Here is an 18224-nt window from a genome sequence, read left to right as displayed (position 1 = left end):
AATAACCATAACCATTGGAAGATGAAAACATCGTTTATTTTAGCATTTGTCCTTTCATCTGGCCTGCTCTTCAGTAGTTGCGGTAGCAAGCAGGAAGATAAAGGGCAGGAGGAAGAAAAAGCGGAAGAAGCCAAAGGCCCGATCGATGCTTTGCAGGCGTTCGCCGATAAAGCCAAAGAAATGGGGAACCGTGAGGCAGTAGAACCCATTGATTTCCGAAAACTAAAAGAACTGTTGCCCGAAAAACTGGGAAGTTTATCCCGCACAGAAGCTACCGGCGAAAAATCCGGCGCGATGGGATTTACAGTTTCTACCGCCGAAGGTAAATATTCCGGTGGCGATGGAGAATCCATTGACATTGAAATTATCGATACCGGAGGGATTGCCGGTGTTTCTACCATGACGCTCGCAGCCTGGTCCATCGCCGAAATTGACAAAGAAACAGCGACCGGTTATGAAAAAACGACCAAGCTCGAAGGTTATAAATCTTTTGAAAAATACGACAATCAAAACAAGTCGGGAGAGCTGAATGTGCTTGTTGCGGATCGTTACCTGGTCAATGTTGATGGAAACAATGTTTCGATAGACCAGCTGAAAGATGCTCTCAAAGACATTGACCTGTCTAAGCTGGGTGACCTGAAATAAAAAATTTGATTAAAAACCAGAAAAACAGAAGCTTACGGCTTCTGTTTTTCTGGTTTTAGGAACATCGTATTTCCTTGAGATTTACTAAACCGTAGCAAAATCGACCTTTTCTCTTAAAATCTGCTTGGCTTTCACGAGCTGGTTCTTCACCGTGTTTTTAGATATTCTCAAAAACTCAGCGATTTCCTGGTATGATTTCCCTTCTTCTATATTGAGTTTCAGGATCAGCTTTCTTTTGATCGACAGTGAGTCGACCGCTGCCTGAACCAGTCCAAGTCTTCTTTCATTTTCTTCCCTCTCCTCCTCACCGGCCGTCCGGATCGCCTCCATATAATGTTTACGAAGCTGCTCGCTCTTTTCGATCTTTTTGAAATGATCGAATGCCATGTTTCTAAGGCAGGTAAACAGGTAGGAATTGAAGTTATAATCGGGCTTAATATGCGTCCTTTTCACCCAGATCTTGATGAACACATCCTGTACCATATTTTCCGCTTCTTCCTCATCTTTCAACAATGAGATAGTAAAACGCAGCGCAGGCGTCTTGTAATAATTGTACAGTTCTGCAAAGGCTGCTTCATCACCTTGCGTTACTTTTCTGAGCGTGTTTTCGTCGGGGTAGGCCACGGTAGTAAAGTTTATCTTATAGAAAAGGGTTACGGTCTTACTGAAACATTGTATAACTAAAAGAATCTTTATTCTTGATAAGATCCTATTCAACAGATCGATTAAAAATGAGAACTAAACAATCTGCATGTTACTGACAATCAATTGGCTTCTTAAAATAAAATTGTTTGAAAACTTACCTGGGCAACTTAAAATTCTGCAATCAAAATAATAGGCAATGTTTTCTATTGAGCGGCGTATTTGTAATTCTTCGATAAAACTACGGCTTTGGTTTCAATTCCAAATCGCAACTTGCGTAAAAATATCTTCATTTTGCGCAAATGCCGCTCAGTTAATCGTATGGTAATATTGTCTTGGTAATTTAAACATCTAGCCTCATTACCAGCTATTTCTTAACAAACCCGCAAATAACCGATAGTACTTTTGTAACCAACGGTGAAATTCAATTTTTAACAATTTTATAATATTTAGCATAAATGCGCGGACATCAGATAGCCTGCTGGATTAGACGCGGAGTATATAAAGTGTAAAAAGCATCACTATTCATTTCCTAAACCAGTCCGAAAATTTCCATGGACCAAAGCCGCATCAAAAATATTCTTGAAAAAATCTCCCTTGTAAAAATTGCTGTCTACGGCGATTTCTGTCTTGACTCCTACTGGGTCATGGATGAGCGGGGCTCAGAAGTTTCCATTGAAACAGGTTTACAGGCGCAAGCCGTTGCCAGGCATTATTATACTCCCGGAGGTGCGGGCAATGTCGTGGCCAATCTTTCTGCGCTGAAACCGGCCGCCATTAAAGTGATCGGTGCCGTGGGCGACGATATGCAGGGGCGTGAACTTACATCGCAACTGAACGCGCTGCGCGCGGACACCTCGGCACTTTTTATCCAAAAGGCTGATTTCAATACATATAGTTATCTGAAACGCCTTGTTGACGGGCGGGAAGAACCGCGGATAGATTTCGGTGTATATAATGAAAGAAGCATTGATACGGACCAGCTTATATTAGATGCACTCGAAGCGTCATTGCAACAATATGATGCATTGATTTTCAACCAGCAGGTGACGGGCAGCATCAATAATGAAAGCTTCATTGAAAAGGCTAACATTCTTTTTGCCAAATACCCTGATAAGATCGTTATGCTCGATTCTCGGCATTTTAATGACCGGTTTAAGAACACTTTCCTCAAAGCCAACGACAAGGAAATTGCCTCGCTGACAGGTCTGCAAGTCAGTCCTGGTGAAAATGTGCCGGTGGTCGATGTGAAAAAGTATGGCAAGGAGGTTTATGATAAATCCCAAAAACCTGTTTTCGTAACCTGCGGCGAGCGTGGCATTATTGCTTTTGACGATCACGGTTACCATGAAGTTCAGGGATTGCAGCTTAAAAACAAACTGGATACGGTAGGCGCCGGGGATACTGCCATCAGCGCCATTGCATTGTGTCTCGCGGCTGGCATAAGCCCTGCCGAGGCTGCCATTTTTGGCAATTTCGCTGCCGGTGTTACGGTTCAGAAACTGTACACAACCGGTACTGCCAATGCTGAAGAGATCCTCAACATCAGCAATGAACCCGACTACATATATAATGCTGACCTGGCAGAAAACGAGCGCAGCGCGGTGTATGTACCCGACACAGAGTTTGAGCTTTGCGCACCTGAAGTGCTGGAAAAGTTGGGACATATAAGGTATGCCGTTTTCGATCACGACGGCACGATCAGTTCGCTGAGGCAGGGCTGGGAGGAAATTATGGAGCCAGTCATGATGAAATCCATCCTGGGCGACCACTATGAAACCATCGATTCGGCTACTTTTCATAAGGTATTAGCGCATTGCAAGGAATTTATCCACAAGACAACGGGTATCCAGACCATTTATCAAATGGAAGGACTGGTGAACCTCGTCAGAGAATTCGGATATGTGCCTGAGGATAAGATTCTTGACAAATTCCAGTACAAGGAAATTTACAATGATGGCCTCATGGAAATGGTCAACAAACGAATGGCAAAGCTTGCTTCGGGAGAACTTGGTCAGGAAGATTACACGCTGAAAGGTGCCGTAGCTTTCCTGCATGAGCTCAAAGAACGGGGCGTAACCATGTACCTGGCGAGCGGTACCGATGCAGATGACGTTAGAAATGAGGCTGAAATGCTCGGCTATGCCGATCTGTTCGACGGCGGTATTTACGGTGCATTGAAGGACTACACCAAGTTTTCGAAAAAAATGATCATTGAAAAGATCATCCGGGATAACAACCTGCGTGGTAATGAACTCGCGGTTTTCGGCGACGGACCTGACGAAATACGGGAAGGAAGGCGCGCAGGCGGCGTTTCGGTGGGTATTACGAGCAATGAGGTGCAGCGTTTCGGGCATAACCCGGCCAAACGTCCACGCCTCGTGAAAGCGGGAGCGCAGTTGCTGATCCCCGACTTTTCCCAATACAAAAAGCTGGTAACCCTTCTCTTTCAGGAAAATGTAAATTACGCCGACGCATGACGGATCTTTTTCAAAAGACTTTTCCCGTGTACATTTTATGCTTTGGGTTAACATTCCTTATTTCCTGTGGAAGGAATATAACTGTTGATTCCGAGGATGGGATTTACCAGGATCAGGCTTTCTGGCAAGAGGTGCATCATGCATTTCCGGTAACCAATGAGCCCGCGGCCGGGGATGTCCGGAGTGTGACTGTTGATCATGGTTCTAATGTTTGGATTGCTACTGCAGCCGGTATTTTTCAAAAAAAGAAAGACGCTTCTGAATGGACCAATGTAATCACGGGCAATGACAAAGGCCCTGCATTTGTGGTCGAAGCCGGCTCCGATGGCAGCGTTTGGCTGGGAACATGGAATGGATTGTATCGTTTCAAAAACAATGCATTGGAGAAAGTCGCAGGTCCCGACGGCCCTGTATCGGCAGTATGTGTCGCGAAAGAAGGTACTTATGCACTAGGCCCGAACGGTTTCTGGTTCGACGGTGGGAAAGGTTTTCAAAAACTGAAAGCTAACATCTCAAAATCTGTCCGGGATGTCATTTCTGACGGGAGCAAAGGCTTATGGATCGCTACGGACGTAGGTTTATATCATTGGACGGAAAAGGAATTAAAACATTATTACAAAACAGATGCATTGATCAGCGGCTACGCAAAAGGTCTGGCATTTGACATTGACCAAAAACTATGGGTCGGCGGACTCGGCGGTGTAACGATTCGCCAAGCCGACCAGATTGAAAAAGAACTGCGTCCCGAAAATGGTATCCCTTCCAGATATGTGAGTGCGCTAAAATATGCCCCTGACAGCTCCATGTGGGTAGGTACGCAGGCAGGCATTGTCCGTTACCGGCACGATGGCAATCATTCTCTATTGTTTTCACGACGCTGGCTCCTTGATGACCAGGTTCGCGACATTGCTTTTGACCAAAATGGAACTGCCTGGGTCGCAACTGCGCAGGGTGTGAGTGCGATTGCAAAAAGTAAGATGACATTGACGCAAAAGAATGATTTCTTCTTTGACGTACTAATGAAGCGGCACATTCGAGCACCCTGGATCGCCGGACAAGCACATTTGAAGGTTCCCGGCGACACCACTACCTGGGAGCCGGAAGACGATGACAATGATGGGGAGTATACTGGTAACTACCTGGCTATGGAAAGTTTCAGGTATGCGGCAACCAAAAGTCCGGAGGCCAGAGAGAATGCGAAAAAGGCCTTTGGCTTTCTGAAATTATTACAGGAAGTAACTGGTACCGACGGCTTTTTTGCCCGTACCATTATTCCTTCGGACTGGAAAAATATGCATGACGGCAACCGGACTTTCACCGAGCGAGAAAAAGCCGATGAACTGGTTAAAGAGCCGCGTTTCAAGCCTGTGGAAGTACGTTGGCATTTATCAAAAGACGGAAAATGGCTTTGGAAAGGGGATACCAGCAGCGACGAAATGTGCGGCCACATGTTTGGTTACTATTTCTACTACACTTTGGTCGCCGACGATGCTGAGAAAAAAATCATAGCAAAGCACGTCAGTAATATTGTCGACCATTTGATGAAAAACAGTTTCAATCTGGTGGATGTGGACGGTACGCACACGCGGTGGTCCGTATGGTCGCCCGATAGGCTGAACAATGACCCGGAATGGCTGCCTGATCGCAATCAGAATTCAATGGAACTACTGGCATTTGTTAAACTTGCTCACCACATGACGGGTGATCAGAAGTACCAGAATGAATATTTGCGGCTGATCGAAAAAGAGCATTTTTTGGATAATATGGCGGAGGTGACCAAGCAAAATCCAGCCTGGCTGATCTATTTTGATGTGGTACTGCAAGCTTATCTCTATCCTATTCTGATCCATTGCGAGAAAGATCCCGAGCGGCGGAAATTTTACAAAAATCACCTGGAAGAATGGTTTACGCATCGGAAAGGCGACCATAATCCGCTGATCAATTTTATCTACAATTATTCCCTGGATCAAAAAGCGGAGCTGAATAATTCCGTCGATTTTCTGATAGACACCCCGCTGGATCTCGTCGACTGGCCCATTGACCATAGTAAAAGAGAAGACGTTCGCATTGTGCATGCGCCGGTACTGGAAGACGATCAGGTGGATCAGTTACAGCCTGCGAGCATCAGGATGACCGTGCGCTGGGATAAGAATCCCTGGACATTGGCAGGAGGAAACCCTCAGGTAGAAAGGGAGCCTGTTTTCTGGCTGCTACCCTACTGGATGGGCCGGTACCTGGGTATGATTTCCGAATAATAATAAACCTTATCAAAAAAGGAGATATGAAGCGATTAATAGTACCTTTTGTTATCACCATGCTGTCGCTCGCCATGAACCAGACCATCGCCCAAACGGGTGAAACTTATGCTGAAAAACTAGGTTGGCCCAAAGGCTCGAAAGTTGTGATTTTCCATGTGGACGATGCCGGTATGTCTTATTCGTCCAATCAAGGTGCCAAACGATCCATTGAAAACGGCATTGCTACATCGTGCAGTATTATGATGCCCTGCCCGTGGGCGGCGAGTTTCACAAAGTTCGCAGTAGCCAATCCTAAAATGGACGCCGGGCTTCACCTGACATTGACTTCTGAATGGCAAGACTATCGCTGGCCTCCGCTGGGCGGGATAGCACATTCACATGGGTTGGTGGATGAGGAAGGTTGTATGTGGCATGAGGTTGAACAGGTCATTAAAAATGCCAGTCCTGACGTGGTGGAGCAGGAAATTCGCGCCCAGCTGGACCGTGCATTGAAACTTGGACTCAAACCAACCCATATGGATTCTCACATGGGGACCCTTTTCGCACACATTCCTTATCTGGAAAGATACATTAAGGTCGGCGTCGAGTACGGCATTCCGGTAATGTTCCCGGGTGGAAATAACAAGCTACTTATCGAATCACTCAATAATCCGGTGATTAAAAAGCTGAAATCCGAAGGAAAATGGAAGGAAGGCATGAAACTTCCCGACCCTGAAATTACGAAGCAAACCGGGCCGGTAGGACAAAAAATATGGGCTGCCGGGCTACCTGTATTGGATGATCTGCACACGATCAGCGGCGACTGGAAACCGGAAGGTACCGACATTAGTCCGGCACAATGGGGCAAATATAAAGCGCAGAAATTCAAAGAGACATTAACCAAAATGCAGCCGGGCGTGGCGATGATGATCGTTCACAGCAGCGACATTACCGACGAATTCAAGCATATCAGCGCCTCGGGCGGCTCGCGTTATGCCGATATGCTGTCGATGTTAGATCCCGATTTGAAAGCATTTGTCAAATCCGAAGGCATTATCCTCACGACCTGGAAGGAGATGATGGAAAGAAGAAAAAAAGTAAAATGAGCGATAATTTGATGAAGAAACTGATCACAACCTTAGTTATTACCCTGTTTGTTAAAGTATTACTATTCGCGCAGAGCACACCTGTTGTTCAGCAGACGCTGATATTCCCTCCGCAGGAAAAACATGTGCACGGCAGCAGCATTGTCAGTTTGCCCAATGGGGATTTTCTGGTAGCATGGTTTCAGGGAAGCGGCGAACGTACCGCTGATGACGTGAGGATTATGGGTGCAAGATTAAAAAAGGGTGAAACGAAATGGAGCGAACCCTTTCTAATGGCTGACACGCCACATTTACCCGACTGCAACCCGGTACTGTTCCTGAATGCAGAAGGGAAATTGTTTTTGGTATGGATCGCAGTGCAGGCCAATCTCTGGGAGCAATCTATTCTGAGATTTAAAACTTCGACGGATTATAACAAAACAGGCGCACCGGTATGGAACTGGCAGGATAATATTTTGCTGAAACCGGATAACCGTTTCGCTGAGGAAGTTGCTAAAAAATTCAAGGACTTGCCGGAAAGTACCATTGGCTGGGCAGGGTATGCGCCCAAATACGATGAAATGATCGTAGAAGCCAGCAAGGATGTTACCAAAAGAAGCATTGGCTGGATGACAAGGATCAAGCCATTACTGATGGAGAATGGCAGAATCGTACTTCCGCTTTACTCCGACGGCTATAACTTCTCGCTTACCGCTATTTCCGACGACAACGGTACTTCCTGGAAACCAGGTCTGCCGATTGTAGGACGCGGCCCGATCCAGCCCGCCATTGTCAGGAAGAAAAACGGCACATTGGTTGCATATATGCGTGACAGCGGCGACGAGCCTACCCGCGTTCACGTGAGTGAGTCTGCAGACAATGGTGAAAGCTGGAAAGCAACTATTAAAACTGACATTCCCAACACAGCCAGCGTCGAACTCTTGACCCTTAAAGATGGCAAATGGGCGTTTCTGGGCAATGATATTGACAATGGACGCTACGAACTTAGTCTTAGGGTCTCTGACGATGAAGGTAAAACCTGGAAATGGAAAACGTTGATTGAGAACGATCAGAGCAAAAAAGGTGGCTACTCCTACCCTTCTCTTATCCAGACTGCGGACGGACTTTTACACATGACCTATTCCCATCACCCCGAAAAAGGAAAAAAATCGATCAAGTATGTGGTCGTTGATCCGAAGATTTTGACGCGTTAAAAATTACGAATAACTAAAACCGATAAGGGCACGAAGCATTGTTTCGTACCCCCCAATACAAGGCATCAGGCCTTTTTCATATCTAAAACCTGTATTTTAATGCAAAAGCCCAACCCAATTTCCCTGTTATCCCTCCTGTTCATTATTCTGATATTTGCTAAAAATGTCTCAGGCCAGTCGGTATATAAAGACAAACCTTTCTCACAGGATTTCAGCATCAAATTTTATACGGATACCACCAAGTCAACGCTTCTGCAAGCAGCCGCTGATCGCAACGGTAACATTCAAATTCTCGCGAAAGAAGGTTTGCAACATGTTTACGACGGACAGTTTTTATATCCGGGCACCATCCGGCCGGACAATACTTACCGCTTCATGAAAGACAAAAAAGTTGCGGCAATTGCAAGTTATCAGCAGCAATTTGTTTATCTGACCGATTCGGAGGTTTTGAGCAATGCGTGGGCCGGAACATTGTTTTCCAAACATACGCTTCCAAATGCAAACCTGTTTGCGGGAGGAAAGGATTTTGAATTTCTAATTTCAGACGGCAAATCTCTCCAGTTGATTAAAGATTCTCAAAATCTATGGAGTGGAAAATTGCCTGATGATGAAATACAAGGCCTGGCTTATCAAAAGAATGCTAATCAGTTCTGGGTTCTTGGCAAGAAGTCGCTGTACCTGTTCGCTGTCGCTGGCAAAAAACTGACCAAGGCTTTGGAAGGTTCCAATTTCACGAGCTTTGACATTACAAAAAAAGAGTCCAACGTCACGATCGGAACCACTGACGGCTACATTACATTCAACATTGCAACAGGCAAACAAGCCGGCCCCATTCAGAAAAAACTTCCGGTAACCAACATTACCGCAGTGAAGGAAATTAATGGAAAAATTTGGTTTGGATCGAATCAGGGTGCATTTGCACTTCGTACCGATGATAAATTCGATTACTACTACGGCGAACGCTGGCTACCAGGGAACAATGTTACCGACATTGCGCAAGGTCCAAAAAACTCTGTGCTGATACTTTCTAAAAAAGGTTTGGGACAGATCGTTTTCAAATCCATGACCCTGGAAGAAAAGGCATTGCTTTTTGAAGATCAGGTAAGAGCGAGACACATTAGAAACGGTTTTAATGCGACATTGGTAGGCCTAAATCACGGTGATCTTTCATCAGGTCGCATGGAAGATTCGGATAATGACGGGCTTTGGACGTCGATGTACCTCGGCGGTGAAATATTCAGATATGCGGTTACCAAAGATCCCGAGGCGTTGCAAAACTGCCGCGAGTCGCTGGATGCGATGGAAAGGTTATATTCGGTAACCCATATTGCGGGCTTTCCAGCAAGGTCTTTTGAGCGGTCGGGACATATAAATGAATTGCACGACCGGGACCGCTGGCAACACTCGCCGGAAAAAGAATGGGACTGGAAATCGACAACCAGCAGCGACGAAATTATAGGCCACATTTTTGCATTCGGTGCGATGGCTGAACTGGTCGATGACCCGTCTATGAAAAAAAGGGCCGTTGCGCTAATCGACACGGTGATGTCACATATTGTTAAAAATGATATGTACCTCATCGATTTTGACGGCAAGCCTACATTGTGGGGAAAATGGCATCCTGATTATGTCAATTCATTTCCAAAGAATGTGGGTGACCGCAAGCTGAACTCTTCCAACATTGTGGGAATGCTTCAAACTGCCTATCATTTTACAAAAAAAGAAAAGTATAAGAAAAAAGCATTCGAGCTGATGACCAAATATGGCTACCTCGACAACATGATGCGTCCTATGAGCGTGATCGGAAAAGCCCCTGAGGATGCGGACGAGCATAGCAAGCACATGTCCGACGGCTGGAACCATTCCGACGATGAAATGTATTTTGTCGGCTACTGGGGACTTTACAGATATGCCTTTAATGATACGCTGAAAGCTAAATACAAGCAATCCATCATCGATCACTGGCAGGCGGAAAGACCTGAAAAAGAAGGTGCATGGAATATTTTCACGGCACTAACCGGCACGAAAGAATTTGACTTGAATGAAGCCGTTTGGTACTTGCAGGAACATCCCGTGGACCTGGTAGACTGGGTGATTAAAAACAGTCATCGCAAGGATATTGAAATAGTAGAACCTAACTTCCGCAAGCAAACCACCAAAGAGGTGCTTCCTCCCGACGAACGTCCTATCCAACGCCATAATGGAAATATGTTCAATCTGGACAGAAACGGTGGAAATGGCAACTCTGAACATAGTGCCGGGGATATCTGGCTGCTGCCCTACTGGATGGGCCGGTACCTGGGCGTAATTACCGCACCTCAAAAATAATGGTATGCGAGCCGCAACTAACCTTTTTTTGTCATTAACCTTACTTTGCATGTTGTCCTGTCAAACTGATTCCATTTCCGAAGAAAAACAGATTACCAATGATCTGACCTACAATCACGATCTGGATAATAATGACAATTTTTCGCCTGATGGGAAATGGTTGGTGTATGACACAAGAACAGACGACGGAGGCATTGCAGCGTCGGCCAGAATTGAAAGGGTAAATATTGAAACAGGCGAAAAACAGGTTTTGTTTGATATAAAAAATAACCAGACCTGGGGCCCTGGCGCCGGGGCTGTGAGTTACAGTTCAAAGGACAATGCAGTTGTATTTATTCACGGATTAACGAATAGTACCGAGGCGAACCCCTACCAACAATGGCGCAGGACGGGAGTTATCATTCATGATTCCCGTCCTAACGAGCCTATTTATATGGATGCACGGGATGTTACTTTCCCTTTCACAGCAGGTGCGCTACGCGGTGGAACCCACCGACATGAATGGAGTGGCGACGGACAATGGATTGGCTTTACTTACAATGATGCGATATTAAAAGCACTCGAAGACTCGACCGGGCAAAAACGTAATCTGCGTACAATCGGTGTTTCGAAGAAAATAAAAGCTGTTCACGTCGACAAAAACGAAGAAAATGTTTCGGGAGAATGGTTTAGTGCGCTGGTAGTAAGAGTAGTACCGGAACCGGCTCCCGGAAGCGACGAAATCAGTCACGCAGCGGGTGACAGTTGGGTAGGTACAAATGGCTACCTGGCTGCAAATGGTCAAAAACAGATCGCCAGAGCATTTTTGGGCACTGTCAAGGACAAAAACGGAAAAGATGTACCGGAAGTTTTTGTTGTCGATATCCCCGAAGACATTACACAACCTGGCCCGCTTGGACCGCTGGAAGGAAGCAAAGATGACTTCCCAATGCCGCCCAATGGTACGGTACAAAGAAGGCTGACCTATACCGCCAATACTTCCCAGCCTGGTTGCCTGGGGATCGTCAGGTCTTCGCCCGATGGAAAATATCTTGCTTATTTGGCGAAGGATGAAAAAGGCATCAGCCAGATTTTTGTCATTTCTCCTACCGGCGGCAAACCGCAGCAATTAACAGAGCATGATTATGATGTAATAGGAAATGTAAGATGGCATCCCGATGGCCAGCACGTAACTTATGTTTGGAAAGGAAGCATTACATTATGCAAAACCGGAACTGAACCTTTCGCCGAAAGGATCAAAACGCTAACCAAACCAACTAACCCCGCACCGACCAACCTGGTATGGTCACACGATGGAGGTGTAGTAGCATTCAACAGGTTATTGAAAGGGAATGATACAGAGCCTGCGACCCAGCAGGTATTTGCTTGTAAAGTTGAACCGAAATCACTTACTGAAAACTGATCTTTTTGTAGATTGTCTTCACGGGAATTTCAATGCCAAAATAAGGAAGGGAAATAGTATCTTCCATTTTGTCATAGAGCTCTACATACCAGCGTTTGCCTTCACGAATGTAAATTTCGACAAAACAGCTTTCCTGATCAACGATCAGATAATATTGCAACGAAGGAATAAGCCGGTACTCATTCAGCTTGGCAGAACGGTCAGTTTTCGCTGTGCTTTCTGATAAAACTTCAACGATTAATAGTGGTTCAGTGGCATATCTGCCCAAATTTCCAGTCTCCTTAAAAACCAGGAAATCTGGCATACGGAAAACCTTGCCTTCCTGAACTTGTAGTTTTACACAATTTTGAACCATTATGTAAGGCTTATCCTCTAAAAAATTGCCTACATAACGATGTATGTTTCCCGCAATCTGATTGGCTATAACTGATTCTCCCGACATCTCTACTATTTCTCCGTTGACAAATTCAAAACGGCCTTCCTGCGTTTCACAGAAGGCAAAGTATTCCTCCAGAGTGTAAAGTTTTTCAGCCACAGCTTCCATAATCATCTGCTTTTATTCAAAAATAATGATTTACAGTTGAATTCCTAAATGGCATACGTTGTAGTCCGCAAGTTACTCAATCAGCCTTTTTTCAATGACGACCCTCTGATCATCAGTTCTGACCGGAGGATAATCGGGTCGTTTATTTCGATGTTTTGGGCGCCGTTCAGCTGGTTGATCATTGTCTTGACGGCGACTTTGCCCATTTGATAACCCGGGTAAAAAACGGTTGTGAGATTGGGCTCTATCACTTGCGAAACGGGGTCATTATTGAAGCCTACAACTGCAATGTCGGCTGGAATGTCGTAGCCCTTTTCCTTCAATGCCTTCATACAAGTGACAGCGCAGAGATCATTGGCGATGAAAATACCGTCCGGTCGTGCATCCATACTTGCCAGCTTATCGGCAGCCAGCCTCCCCGCTTCCAGGCTGAGATCGGTCACCATAATCAGAGATTCGTCAGGATCCAACCCTTTTTCCCGCAACGCCTGCCTATAACCCTCCAACCTTCCCGCGTACACATTACGCCTGAGGTCACCCGTTACGTGCATAATGCGCCTGCAACCTTCGCTGATCAGGTGTGAGGTAGCCTGATATCCCGCATTCACATTGTCGATAATAACACTGGTACATCTGGGATGCTCCATTACCCGGTCAAAAAAGAGAACGGGGACATTTTTGCCAAGGAACATTTCAAAATGCTCAAACGAATCCGTGTCGTAAGCAATTGATGCCAGTAACCCATCCACGCGGCTGGCGAACATCGTTCGGGCATTGGCTTTTTCCTTTTTTTCCAGTTCAAGCGACTGGCTGATCAGCAAATTATAACCTGCATTATTCGCCACTTCTTCCATTCCAGCCAGTACTGCTGACATGAAATTACTGTTGAGCCGCGGCACAATGACGCCCAGCGTGTTGGTTTTTTTCCTCCTTAAATTACTGGCAAAAGTGTTGGAACGATAGCCCAATTCCTGCGCCTTATTAAGAATCGACAGTTTTGTTTGGCTATTAATCGCCGGATGGTCATTCAAAGCCCTGCTAACTGTGGCCGGAGAAATCGCTAATATTTTGGCAATGTCATAAATCGTGATTTCTTTTTCGGTCATATCAATTATCGGTTCTTGTAGGGGAAAAAATCAATCAATTACGTCTTTTATGTAACACAATCATTTTCTGAATTTCTTTGAGCGGCCGGAATATCAAAATTACTGTTTTTTAATGCAATCGATTGCAATGCAAATTAATATCAGGATATTTATATCAAAAAATAAAGTTTACAATGATACAAACAATGCGCTGGTTCGGCCCTAACGATCCGGTTTCATTAATGGATATTCGCCAGGCGGGATGTAGCGGGGTTGTCAGTGCCTTGCATCAGATACCGGTCGGTGCGTTATGGACAATTGAAGAAATTGAAGCAAGAAAACTACTTATTGAAGCTGGTAATGAACGATTTAACACATTAAAATGGCTGGTAGTAGAAAGCCTTCCGGTGCATGAAGACATCAAAAAAGGACTGCCTTCGCGGGATATTTACATTGAAAATTATAAGCAGTCACTGAAAAATCTGGCTGCCTGCGGCATTAAAACGGTTTGCTACAATTTTATGCCTGTTCTTGACTGGTCGCGGACGGCTTTGGACTATACTTTTCCGGAAGGCCATAAAACGCTGCGTTTCGTTTGGGAGGATTTTGCCCTTTTCGATATGTACATTTTGAAAAGGCCGGGGGCGAATGATTACTATGATCCTGAAATTCAGCGATCAGCATTGGAAAAATTGCAGAGTATGTCGCCCGAGCAAATCGGCGTGCTCACCAATACTGTCCTGCTCGGCCTGCCGGGTTCAGAAGAGGCATTCGAGCTGACCAACTTTCAAAATCTCCTGAATGCTTACGCTCAAATTGGCGATAAAGAACTGAGAGAAAACCTTTACTATTTTATACGTCAGGTAGCTCCTGTGGCTCACGAAGTAGGTATTAACCTTTGCATTCACCCCGACGATCCCCCAAAATCACTGCTGGGCTTGCCAAGAGTTGTAAGTACTGAATCCGACCTGAATCAATTGCTCGATGCTTGTGATGTCAGGGCCAATGGTGTCACATTCTGTACCGGGTCACTGGGCGTGAGGGCAGACAATGACCTGCCGGGGATTATTGAGCGTCTGGGTGACCGCATTCATTTTGTGCATTTGCGGACTACCAGGCGGGAATCGGAAGATCAGCGGAATTTTCATGAGGCGCCACATCTTGATGGTGACGTCGATATGTATGAGGTAATAAAAGCACTAGTGAAGGAGGAACATCGGCGTGCTGCGGCGCATTATCCCGATCATGCGCTTCCAATGCGGCCTGATCACGGTTTTCAAATGCTGGATGATCTGAATAAAAAGACCTACCCGGGTTACTCTGCGATCGGTCGCCTCAAAGCGCTTGCGGAAATAAGAGGGCTGGAAATGAGTATTTCCCGTTCATTCAATGAATTATAGTAGTAACATTCTATCAGTGCTTTTTTAAATATGTCTATTCAAAATATTTTTTCGCTTGAAGGCAAGGTGGCGTTAATTACCGGTGGCGGTAGCGGAATTGGTTTTTACATTGCGCAATGCATGATTCAGGCCGGTGCAAAAGTGGTCATTACCGGCAGGCGGGAAACTGTTTTGCAGGAAGCGGTGGCCGCTCTTGGCGCAGGTTCAAGCTATTTTGTGAATGATATCACGGATTTAAAATCGATTCCCGCGCTCATCTCCGACATTGAATCTAAGGTTGGCCCAATTGATATTCTGATCAACAATGCGGGTATTAATATGAAAAAACATGCCGTGGAAGTCACAGACGAAGATTTTGACCGGATTATCCAAACTAACCTGCACGCGGTTTTTTCCATTACAAGGGAATGCGGCAAAAGAATGATCGAGCGTAAAAAAGGCTCCATCATTATGATTACTTCCATGGCAGCCCTCTACGGAATCGACAGGGTAGTGGCCTATACCGCCTCCAAATCAGCGGTTGGAGGTATGGTGAAAGCATTAACAACCGAATTTTCGCCATATAATGTCAGGATCAATGCTATTGCACCTGGTTTCATTGAAACACCCATGATGCTCACTGCCATGAATGGCGACCCTGCGCGGCGGGACAAAGCGATGGGCCGTACACCCATGGGAACCTGGGGTAAGCCGGACGATATTGGCTGGGCGGCCGTGTTCCTCGCATCGGAAGCTTCCAAATTTATCACTGGTGTGTCACTGCCCGTGGATGGCGGAAATTCGATCGGTTTCTAATATTTTACCAACGCATTTTATGACCAATACCCATATCCAATGAGAAAAATCAATTTCCTAAAACCTGCCTTCTTAATGCTCCTGATGCTTGTTATGTCCGCAACGACGGCTAGCTACGCTCAAAAAATTAAATGGAACAAAGTCAAAATCCTGGTCTATACCAAAAACGGGAAAGGCTATGTCCATGACAATATCGCCGCGTCCCTGGTGGCTATCCAGGCATTGGGCAAGCAAAACGGCTTTGCTGTGGATACCACTTCGGATCCTACCAAATTCACAGATGACAATCTGAAACAGTACGACGCCCTGTTTTTTTCCAATACCAACAATGATGTTTTCGATACGGACGCTCAACGCGTTGCCCTGATGCGCTACATACAGGCAGGCGGAAATTTTGTGGGTATGCATTCAGCTTCCGGTACTGAGCGGAAATGGAAATGGTTTAAGGATATGCTGGGCGGGACTTTCTTCTGGCATGAGCCGGGACAGGCTTTTTCTGTCAAGATACTGGATCCAAAAAACCCGTCACTGGCTCATTTACCAGCAGAATGGAAGCGTGAAAAGGATGAATTTTATTTTGTAAAAGAAATGGCTGTTAACCTGAATGTGCTCGCTGTTAATGATCATACTACCATTGAAAAACCTGCCGGTAAAGCGCTGGATACTTTTGGTACCGTATTTCCGTCAGTTTGGTGGCATGAATACGATGGCGGCCGGGCTTTCTACACTTCACTCGGACATGAAAAAACCGACTATGAAAAAGAAGATCTAAGAAAACACATTCTTGGCGCCATTGAGTGGGCTATTGGTCCGCAGAAACCGAGAAATTATAGCAAAGCCTACGCCGTCAGCCCGCAGGATGAGGTGCGTAAAAAGTAATCGTCAGACATTAGTTATAATCCTTAATCTGAAATATCATGAATGAAATAAATCAGGCAAACAACGGGAATAGGAGGGCATTTCTTAAAACCGCAGCTACCGGGACCGCGGGTATCATTGCAGCTTCGATGTTTCCGACCATCGTTCCATCTACTGTTTTTGGCAAAACCGCACCTAGTAACCGGATCAATATCGGACAAATTGGTTTCGGCCGTATCGGTTCATCCCACGATTTGCCGGAAGTGATCAAAAACGAAGCGGCTCACGTGATCGCTGTTGCTGACCTTGATAAAAACAGACTGGCCAAAGGGAAAGTCTGGATTGAAAAAAAATACGCGGACCGGACAGGCAAAGAAAAATACCTGGAAGTGAAGACATATGACGACTACCATGAGATTTTGGCAAGAAAGGACATTGACGCGGTGATCATCAGCACGCCGGATCACTGGCACGCGCAGCCTGCCATGGAAGCTGCCGTGGCAGGCAAGCACATATATATGCAAAAACCAACGTCGCTGACCATTAAGGAAGGCCGGATGATGGCGGATATGATTAAAAAGAAAGGGGTGATATTCCAGCTAGGAAGCCAGCAGCGTTCCGTTAATCCGTGGCCGCAATTCAAAAGGACGTGTGAACTGGTGCGCAATGGGAGAATTGGCAAACTGAAAAAGGTATATGTTGGCTTACCCGGTGACCCGGCAGGAGGCAGTACTGCCCAAATGCCCGTGCCATCGAACCTGAACTACGATATGTGGCTGGGCTCAACGCCTGAGATATATTACACACTCGACCGTGTGCATTCTCAAACTGATATTAATGACCGTCCGGGATGGTTGCGTTTGGAGCAGTTTGGGGCGGGGATGATCACCGGCTGGGGTTCACACCACATTGACATTGCGCATTGGGGTATGGATACCGAGCTTACCGGCCCGATTGAAATAGAAGGCAAAGCCACATTTCCTGCCAAAGGCTCAGGTCTCTGGGATGTTCACGGCGACTTTTTAGTAAATGCCAAGTATGCTAATGGTGTGGAAATGGAAATTGGCGGTACAAACCCGAACGGGGTCAAATTTGAAGGAACCGAAGGATGGATATTTGTTTCAAGAGGTAATGTCGGTGTAACGGCTTCCGACCCCGGCGCGGCTGTTGCCGCTGCCGAAAACAAAGCGTTCTATGCAAGTGATCAGAAGATTTTGGGATCGGTGATCCAGCCCAATGAAATCCATTTGTACGAAAGCCCGGAACAGCATCAAAACTGGATTGAAAGCATTCAAAGTGGCAAGCAAACGATCAGCCACGCTGAAATTGCCCAACGTTCCTGCACAGCTTGCTTATTGGCACATACTGCCATGAAACTGGGCCGCAAATTGAAATGGGACCCTAAAAAGGAAGATTTTATTGGCGACAAAGAAGCCAGTTCTATGCTTTCCCGCCCACAGCGCGGCCCATACGGGACAACTCGTGTGAAAGGTTGAAAGAAAAAGAGAC

Annotated in this window: 14 protein-coding genes; 11 read left to right on the top strand and 3 right to left on the bottom strand. The window is 45.8% G+C overall.

Annotated elements, in window-relative coordinates; genetic code table 11:
* The first annotated feature begins 21 nt into the window (after positions 1-21).
* Entirely contained in the window at positions 22-645 is a 624-nt protein-coding gene (locus ON006_RS28225) for a hypothetical protein (protein WP_244821537.1), read from the top strand.
* A gap of 84 nt (positions 646-729) precedes the next feature.
* On the opposite strand, the gene ON006_RS28220 is transcribed toward ON006_RS28225, so the two are convergent.
* Positions 730-1269 carry an RNA polymerase sigma factor gene (locus tag ON006_RS28220; protein WP_244821536.1) on the bottom strand — a complete coding sequence of 180 codons (540 nt, stop codon included), beginning with the start codon at positions 1267-1269 and terminating at the stop codon, positions 730-732.
* Positions 1270-1841: 572 nt separating this feature from the next.
* On the opposite strand from ON006_RS28220, the gene ON006_RS28215 reads away from it, so the two are divergent.
* The 6 genes from ON006_RS28215 (at position 1842) to ON006_RS28190 (ending at position 12033) form a co-directional block, all read left to right on the top strand.
* A complete protein-coding gene (locus ON006_RS28215) occupies positions 1842-3767 on the top strand; it encodes a PfkB family carbohydrate kinase (RefSeq protein WP_244821535.1) in 1926 nt (641 codons plus the stop codon).
* On the top strand, positions 3764-6022 hold the full coding sequence (locus ON006_RS28210) for a ligand-binding sensor domain-containing protein (protein ID WP_244821534.1): 2259 nt from the start codon (positions 3764-3766) through the stop codon (positions 6020-6022). Before ON006_RS28215 ends, ON006_RS28210 begins: the two co-directional genes overlap by 4 nt.
* A 26-nt stretch (positions 6023-6048) precedes the next feature.
* Positions 6049-7110, top strand: coding sequence for a polysaccharide deacetylase family protein (locus ON006_RS28205; RefSeq protein WP_244821533.1), 1062 nt, complete (start codon positions 6049-6051; stop codon positions 7108-7110).
* The gene (locus ON006_RS28200; RefSeq protein WP_244821532.1) at positions 7107-8303 is read left to right on the top strand and encodes a sialidase family protein; all 1197 of its coding nucleotides are present in this window, start codon (positions 7107-7109) and stop codon (positions 8301-8303) included. The genes ON006_RS28205 and ON006_RS28200 overlap by 4 nt, the downstream gene beginning before the upstream one ends.
* A gap of 99 nt (positions 8304-8402) precedes the next feature.
* Positions 8403-10631, top strand: a complete 2229-nt coding sequence (locus tag ON006_RS28195; RefSeq protein WP_244821531.1) for a hypothetical protein — start codon at positions 8403-8405, stop codon at positions 10629-10631.
* A gap of 49 nt (positions 10632-10680) precedes the next feature.
* Positions 10681-12033 (top strand): DUF3748 domain-containing protein, encoded by a 1353-nt coding sequence (locus ON006_RS28190; RefSeq protein ID WP_244821530.1) that lies wholly within the window; start codon positions 10681-10683, stop codon positions 12031-12033.
* Here the strand turns inward: ON006_RS28190 and ON006_RS28185 are convergent.
* Both ON006_RS28185 and ON006_RS28180 read right to left on the bottom strand, forming a co-directional pair.
* Positions 12020-12577: a Uma2 family endonuclease gene (locus ON006_RS28185; RefSeq protein ID WP_244821529.1), complete on the bottom strand. Its 558-nt coding sequence runs from the start codon at positions 12575-12577 to the stop codon at positions 12020-12022. The two genes, ON006_RS28190 and ON006_RS28185, sit on opposite strands and share 14 nt — an antisense overlap.
* Before the next feature lie 80 nt (positions 12578-12657).
* The gene (locus ON006_RS28180; protein ID WP_244821528.1) at positions 12658-13683 is read right to left on the bottom strand and encodes a LacI family DNA-binding transcriptional regulator; all 1026 of its coding nucleotides are present in this window, start codon (positions 13681-13683) and stop codon (positions 12658-12660) included.
* Positions 13684-13856: 173 nt separating this feature from the next.
* Here ON006_RS28180 and uxuA point away from each other — a divergent pair, with 173 nt between their 5' ends.
* From uxuA to ON006_RS28160, 4 genes are read left to right on the top strand one after another with little or no spacing between them, the layout of a single operon-like run.
* Entirely contained in the window at positions 13857-15062 is a 1206-nt protein-coding gene (gene uxuA / locus ON006_RS28175) for a mannonate dehydratase (RefSeq protein ID WP_244821527.1), read from the top strand.
* A 30-nt stretch (positions 15063-15092) separates the two neighbouring features.
* On the top strand, positions 15093-15857 hold the full coding sequence (locus ON006_RS28170; RefSeq protein ID WP_244821526.1) for an SDR family NAD(P)-dependent oxidoreductase: 765 nt from the start codon (positions 15093-15095) through the stop codon (positions 15855-15857).
* Positions 15858-15896: 39 nt separating this feature from the next.
* Positions 15897-16736, top strand: a complete 840-nt coding sequence (locus ON006_RS28165) for a ThuA domain-containing protein (RefSeq protein ID WP_244821525.1) — start codon at positions 15897-15899, stop codon at positions 16734-16736.
* A gap of 38 nt (positions 16737-16774) precedes the next feature.
* Positions 16775-18211 carry a Gfo/Idh/MocA family protein gene (locus tag ON006_RS28160; protein ID WP_244821524.1) on the top strand — a complete coding sequence of 479 codons (1437 nt, stop codon included), beginning with the start codon at positions 16775-16777 and terminating at the stop codon, positions 18209-18211.
* Positions 18212-18224: the final 13 nt, after the last annotated feature.

The organism is Dyadobacter pollutisoli (assembly GCF_026625565.1).
Lineage (GTDB): Bacteria > Bacteroidota > Bacteroidia > Cytophagales > Spirosomataceae > Dyadobacter > Dyadobacter pollutisoli.
Note: the sequence above shows the minus strand (reverse complement) of the source record. Positions and strands in the feature narration are given on the sequence as shown.

What these genes read in the sequence shown, in the direction of transcription:
- ON006_RS28170 (WP_244821526.1), top strand. Translation starts at nt 15,093, where the DNA reads ATGTCTATTCAAAATATTTTTTCGCTTGAAGGCAAGGTGGCGTTAATT.
- ON006_RS28195 (WP_244821531.1), top strand. Translation starts at nt 8,403, where the DNA reads ATGCAAAAGCCCAACCCAATTTCCCTGTTATCCCTCCTGTTCATTATT.
- ON006_RS28200 (WP_244821532.1), top strand. Translation starts at nt 7,107, where the DNA reads ATGAGCGATAATTTGATGAAGAAACTGATCACAACCTTAGTTATTACC.
- ON006_RS28215 (WP_244821535.1), top strand. Translation starts at nt 1,842, where the DNA reads ATGGACCAAAGCCGCATCAAAAATATTCTTGAAAAAATCTCCCTTGTA.
- ON006_RS28225 (WP_244821537.1), top strand. Translation starts at nt 22, where the DNA reads ATGAAAACATCGTTTATTTTAGCATTTGTCCTTTCATCTGGCCTGCTC.
- ON006_RS28180 (WP_244821528.1), bottom strand. Translation starts at nt 13,683, where the DNA reads ATGACCGAAAAAGAAATCACGATTTATGACATTGCCAAAATATTAGCG.
- ON006_RS28210 (WP_244821534.1), top strand. Translation starts at nt 3,764, where the DNA reads ATGACGGATCTTTTTCAAAAGACTTTTCCCGTGTACATTTTATGCTTT.
- uxuA (WP_244821527.1), top strand. Translation starts at nt 13,857, where the DNA reads ATGATACAAACAATGCGCTGGTTCGGCCCTAACGATCCGGTTTCATTA.
- ON006_RS28205 (WP_244821533.1), top strand. Translation starts at nt 6,049, where the DNA reads ATGAAGCGATTAATAGTACCTTTTGTTATCACCATGCTGTCGCTCGCC.
- ON006_RS28185 (WP_244821529.1), bottom strand. Translation starts at nt 12,577, where the DNA reads ATGGAAGCTGTGGCTGAAAAACTTTACACTCTGGAGGAATACTTTGCC.
- ON006_RS28160 (WP_244821524.1), top strand. Translation starts at nt 16,775, where the DNA reads ATGAATGAAATAAATCAGGCAAACAACGGGAATAGGAGGGCATTTCTT.
- ON006_RS28165 (WP_244821525.1), top strand. Translation starts at nt 15,897, where the DNA reads ATGAGAAAAATCAATTTCCTAAAACCTGCCTTCTTAATGCTCCTGATG.
- ON006_RS28190 (WP_244821530.1), top strand. Translation starts at nt 10,681, where the DNA reads ATGTTGTCCTGTCAAACTGATTCCATTTCCGAAGAAAAACAGATTACC.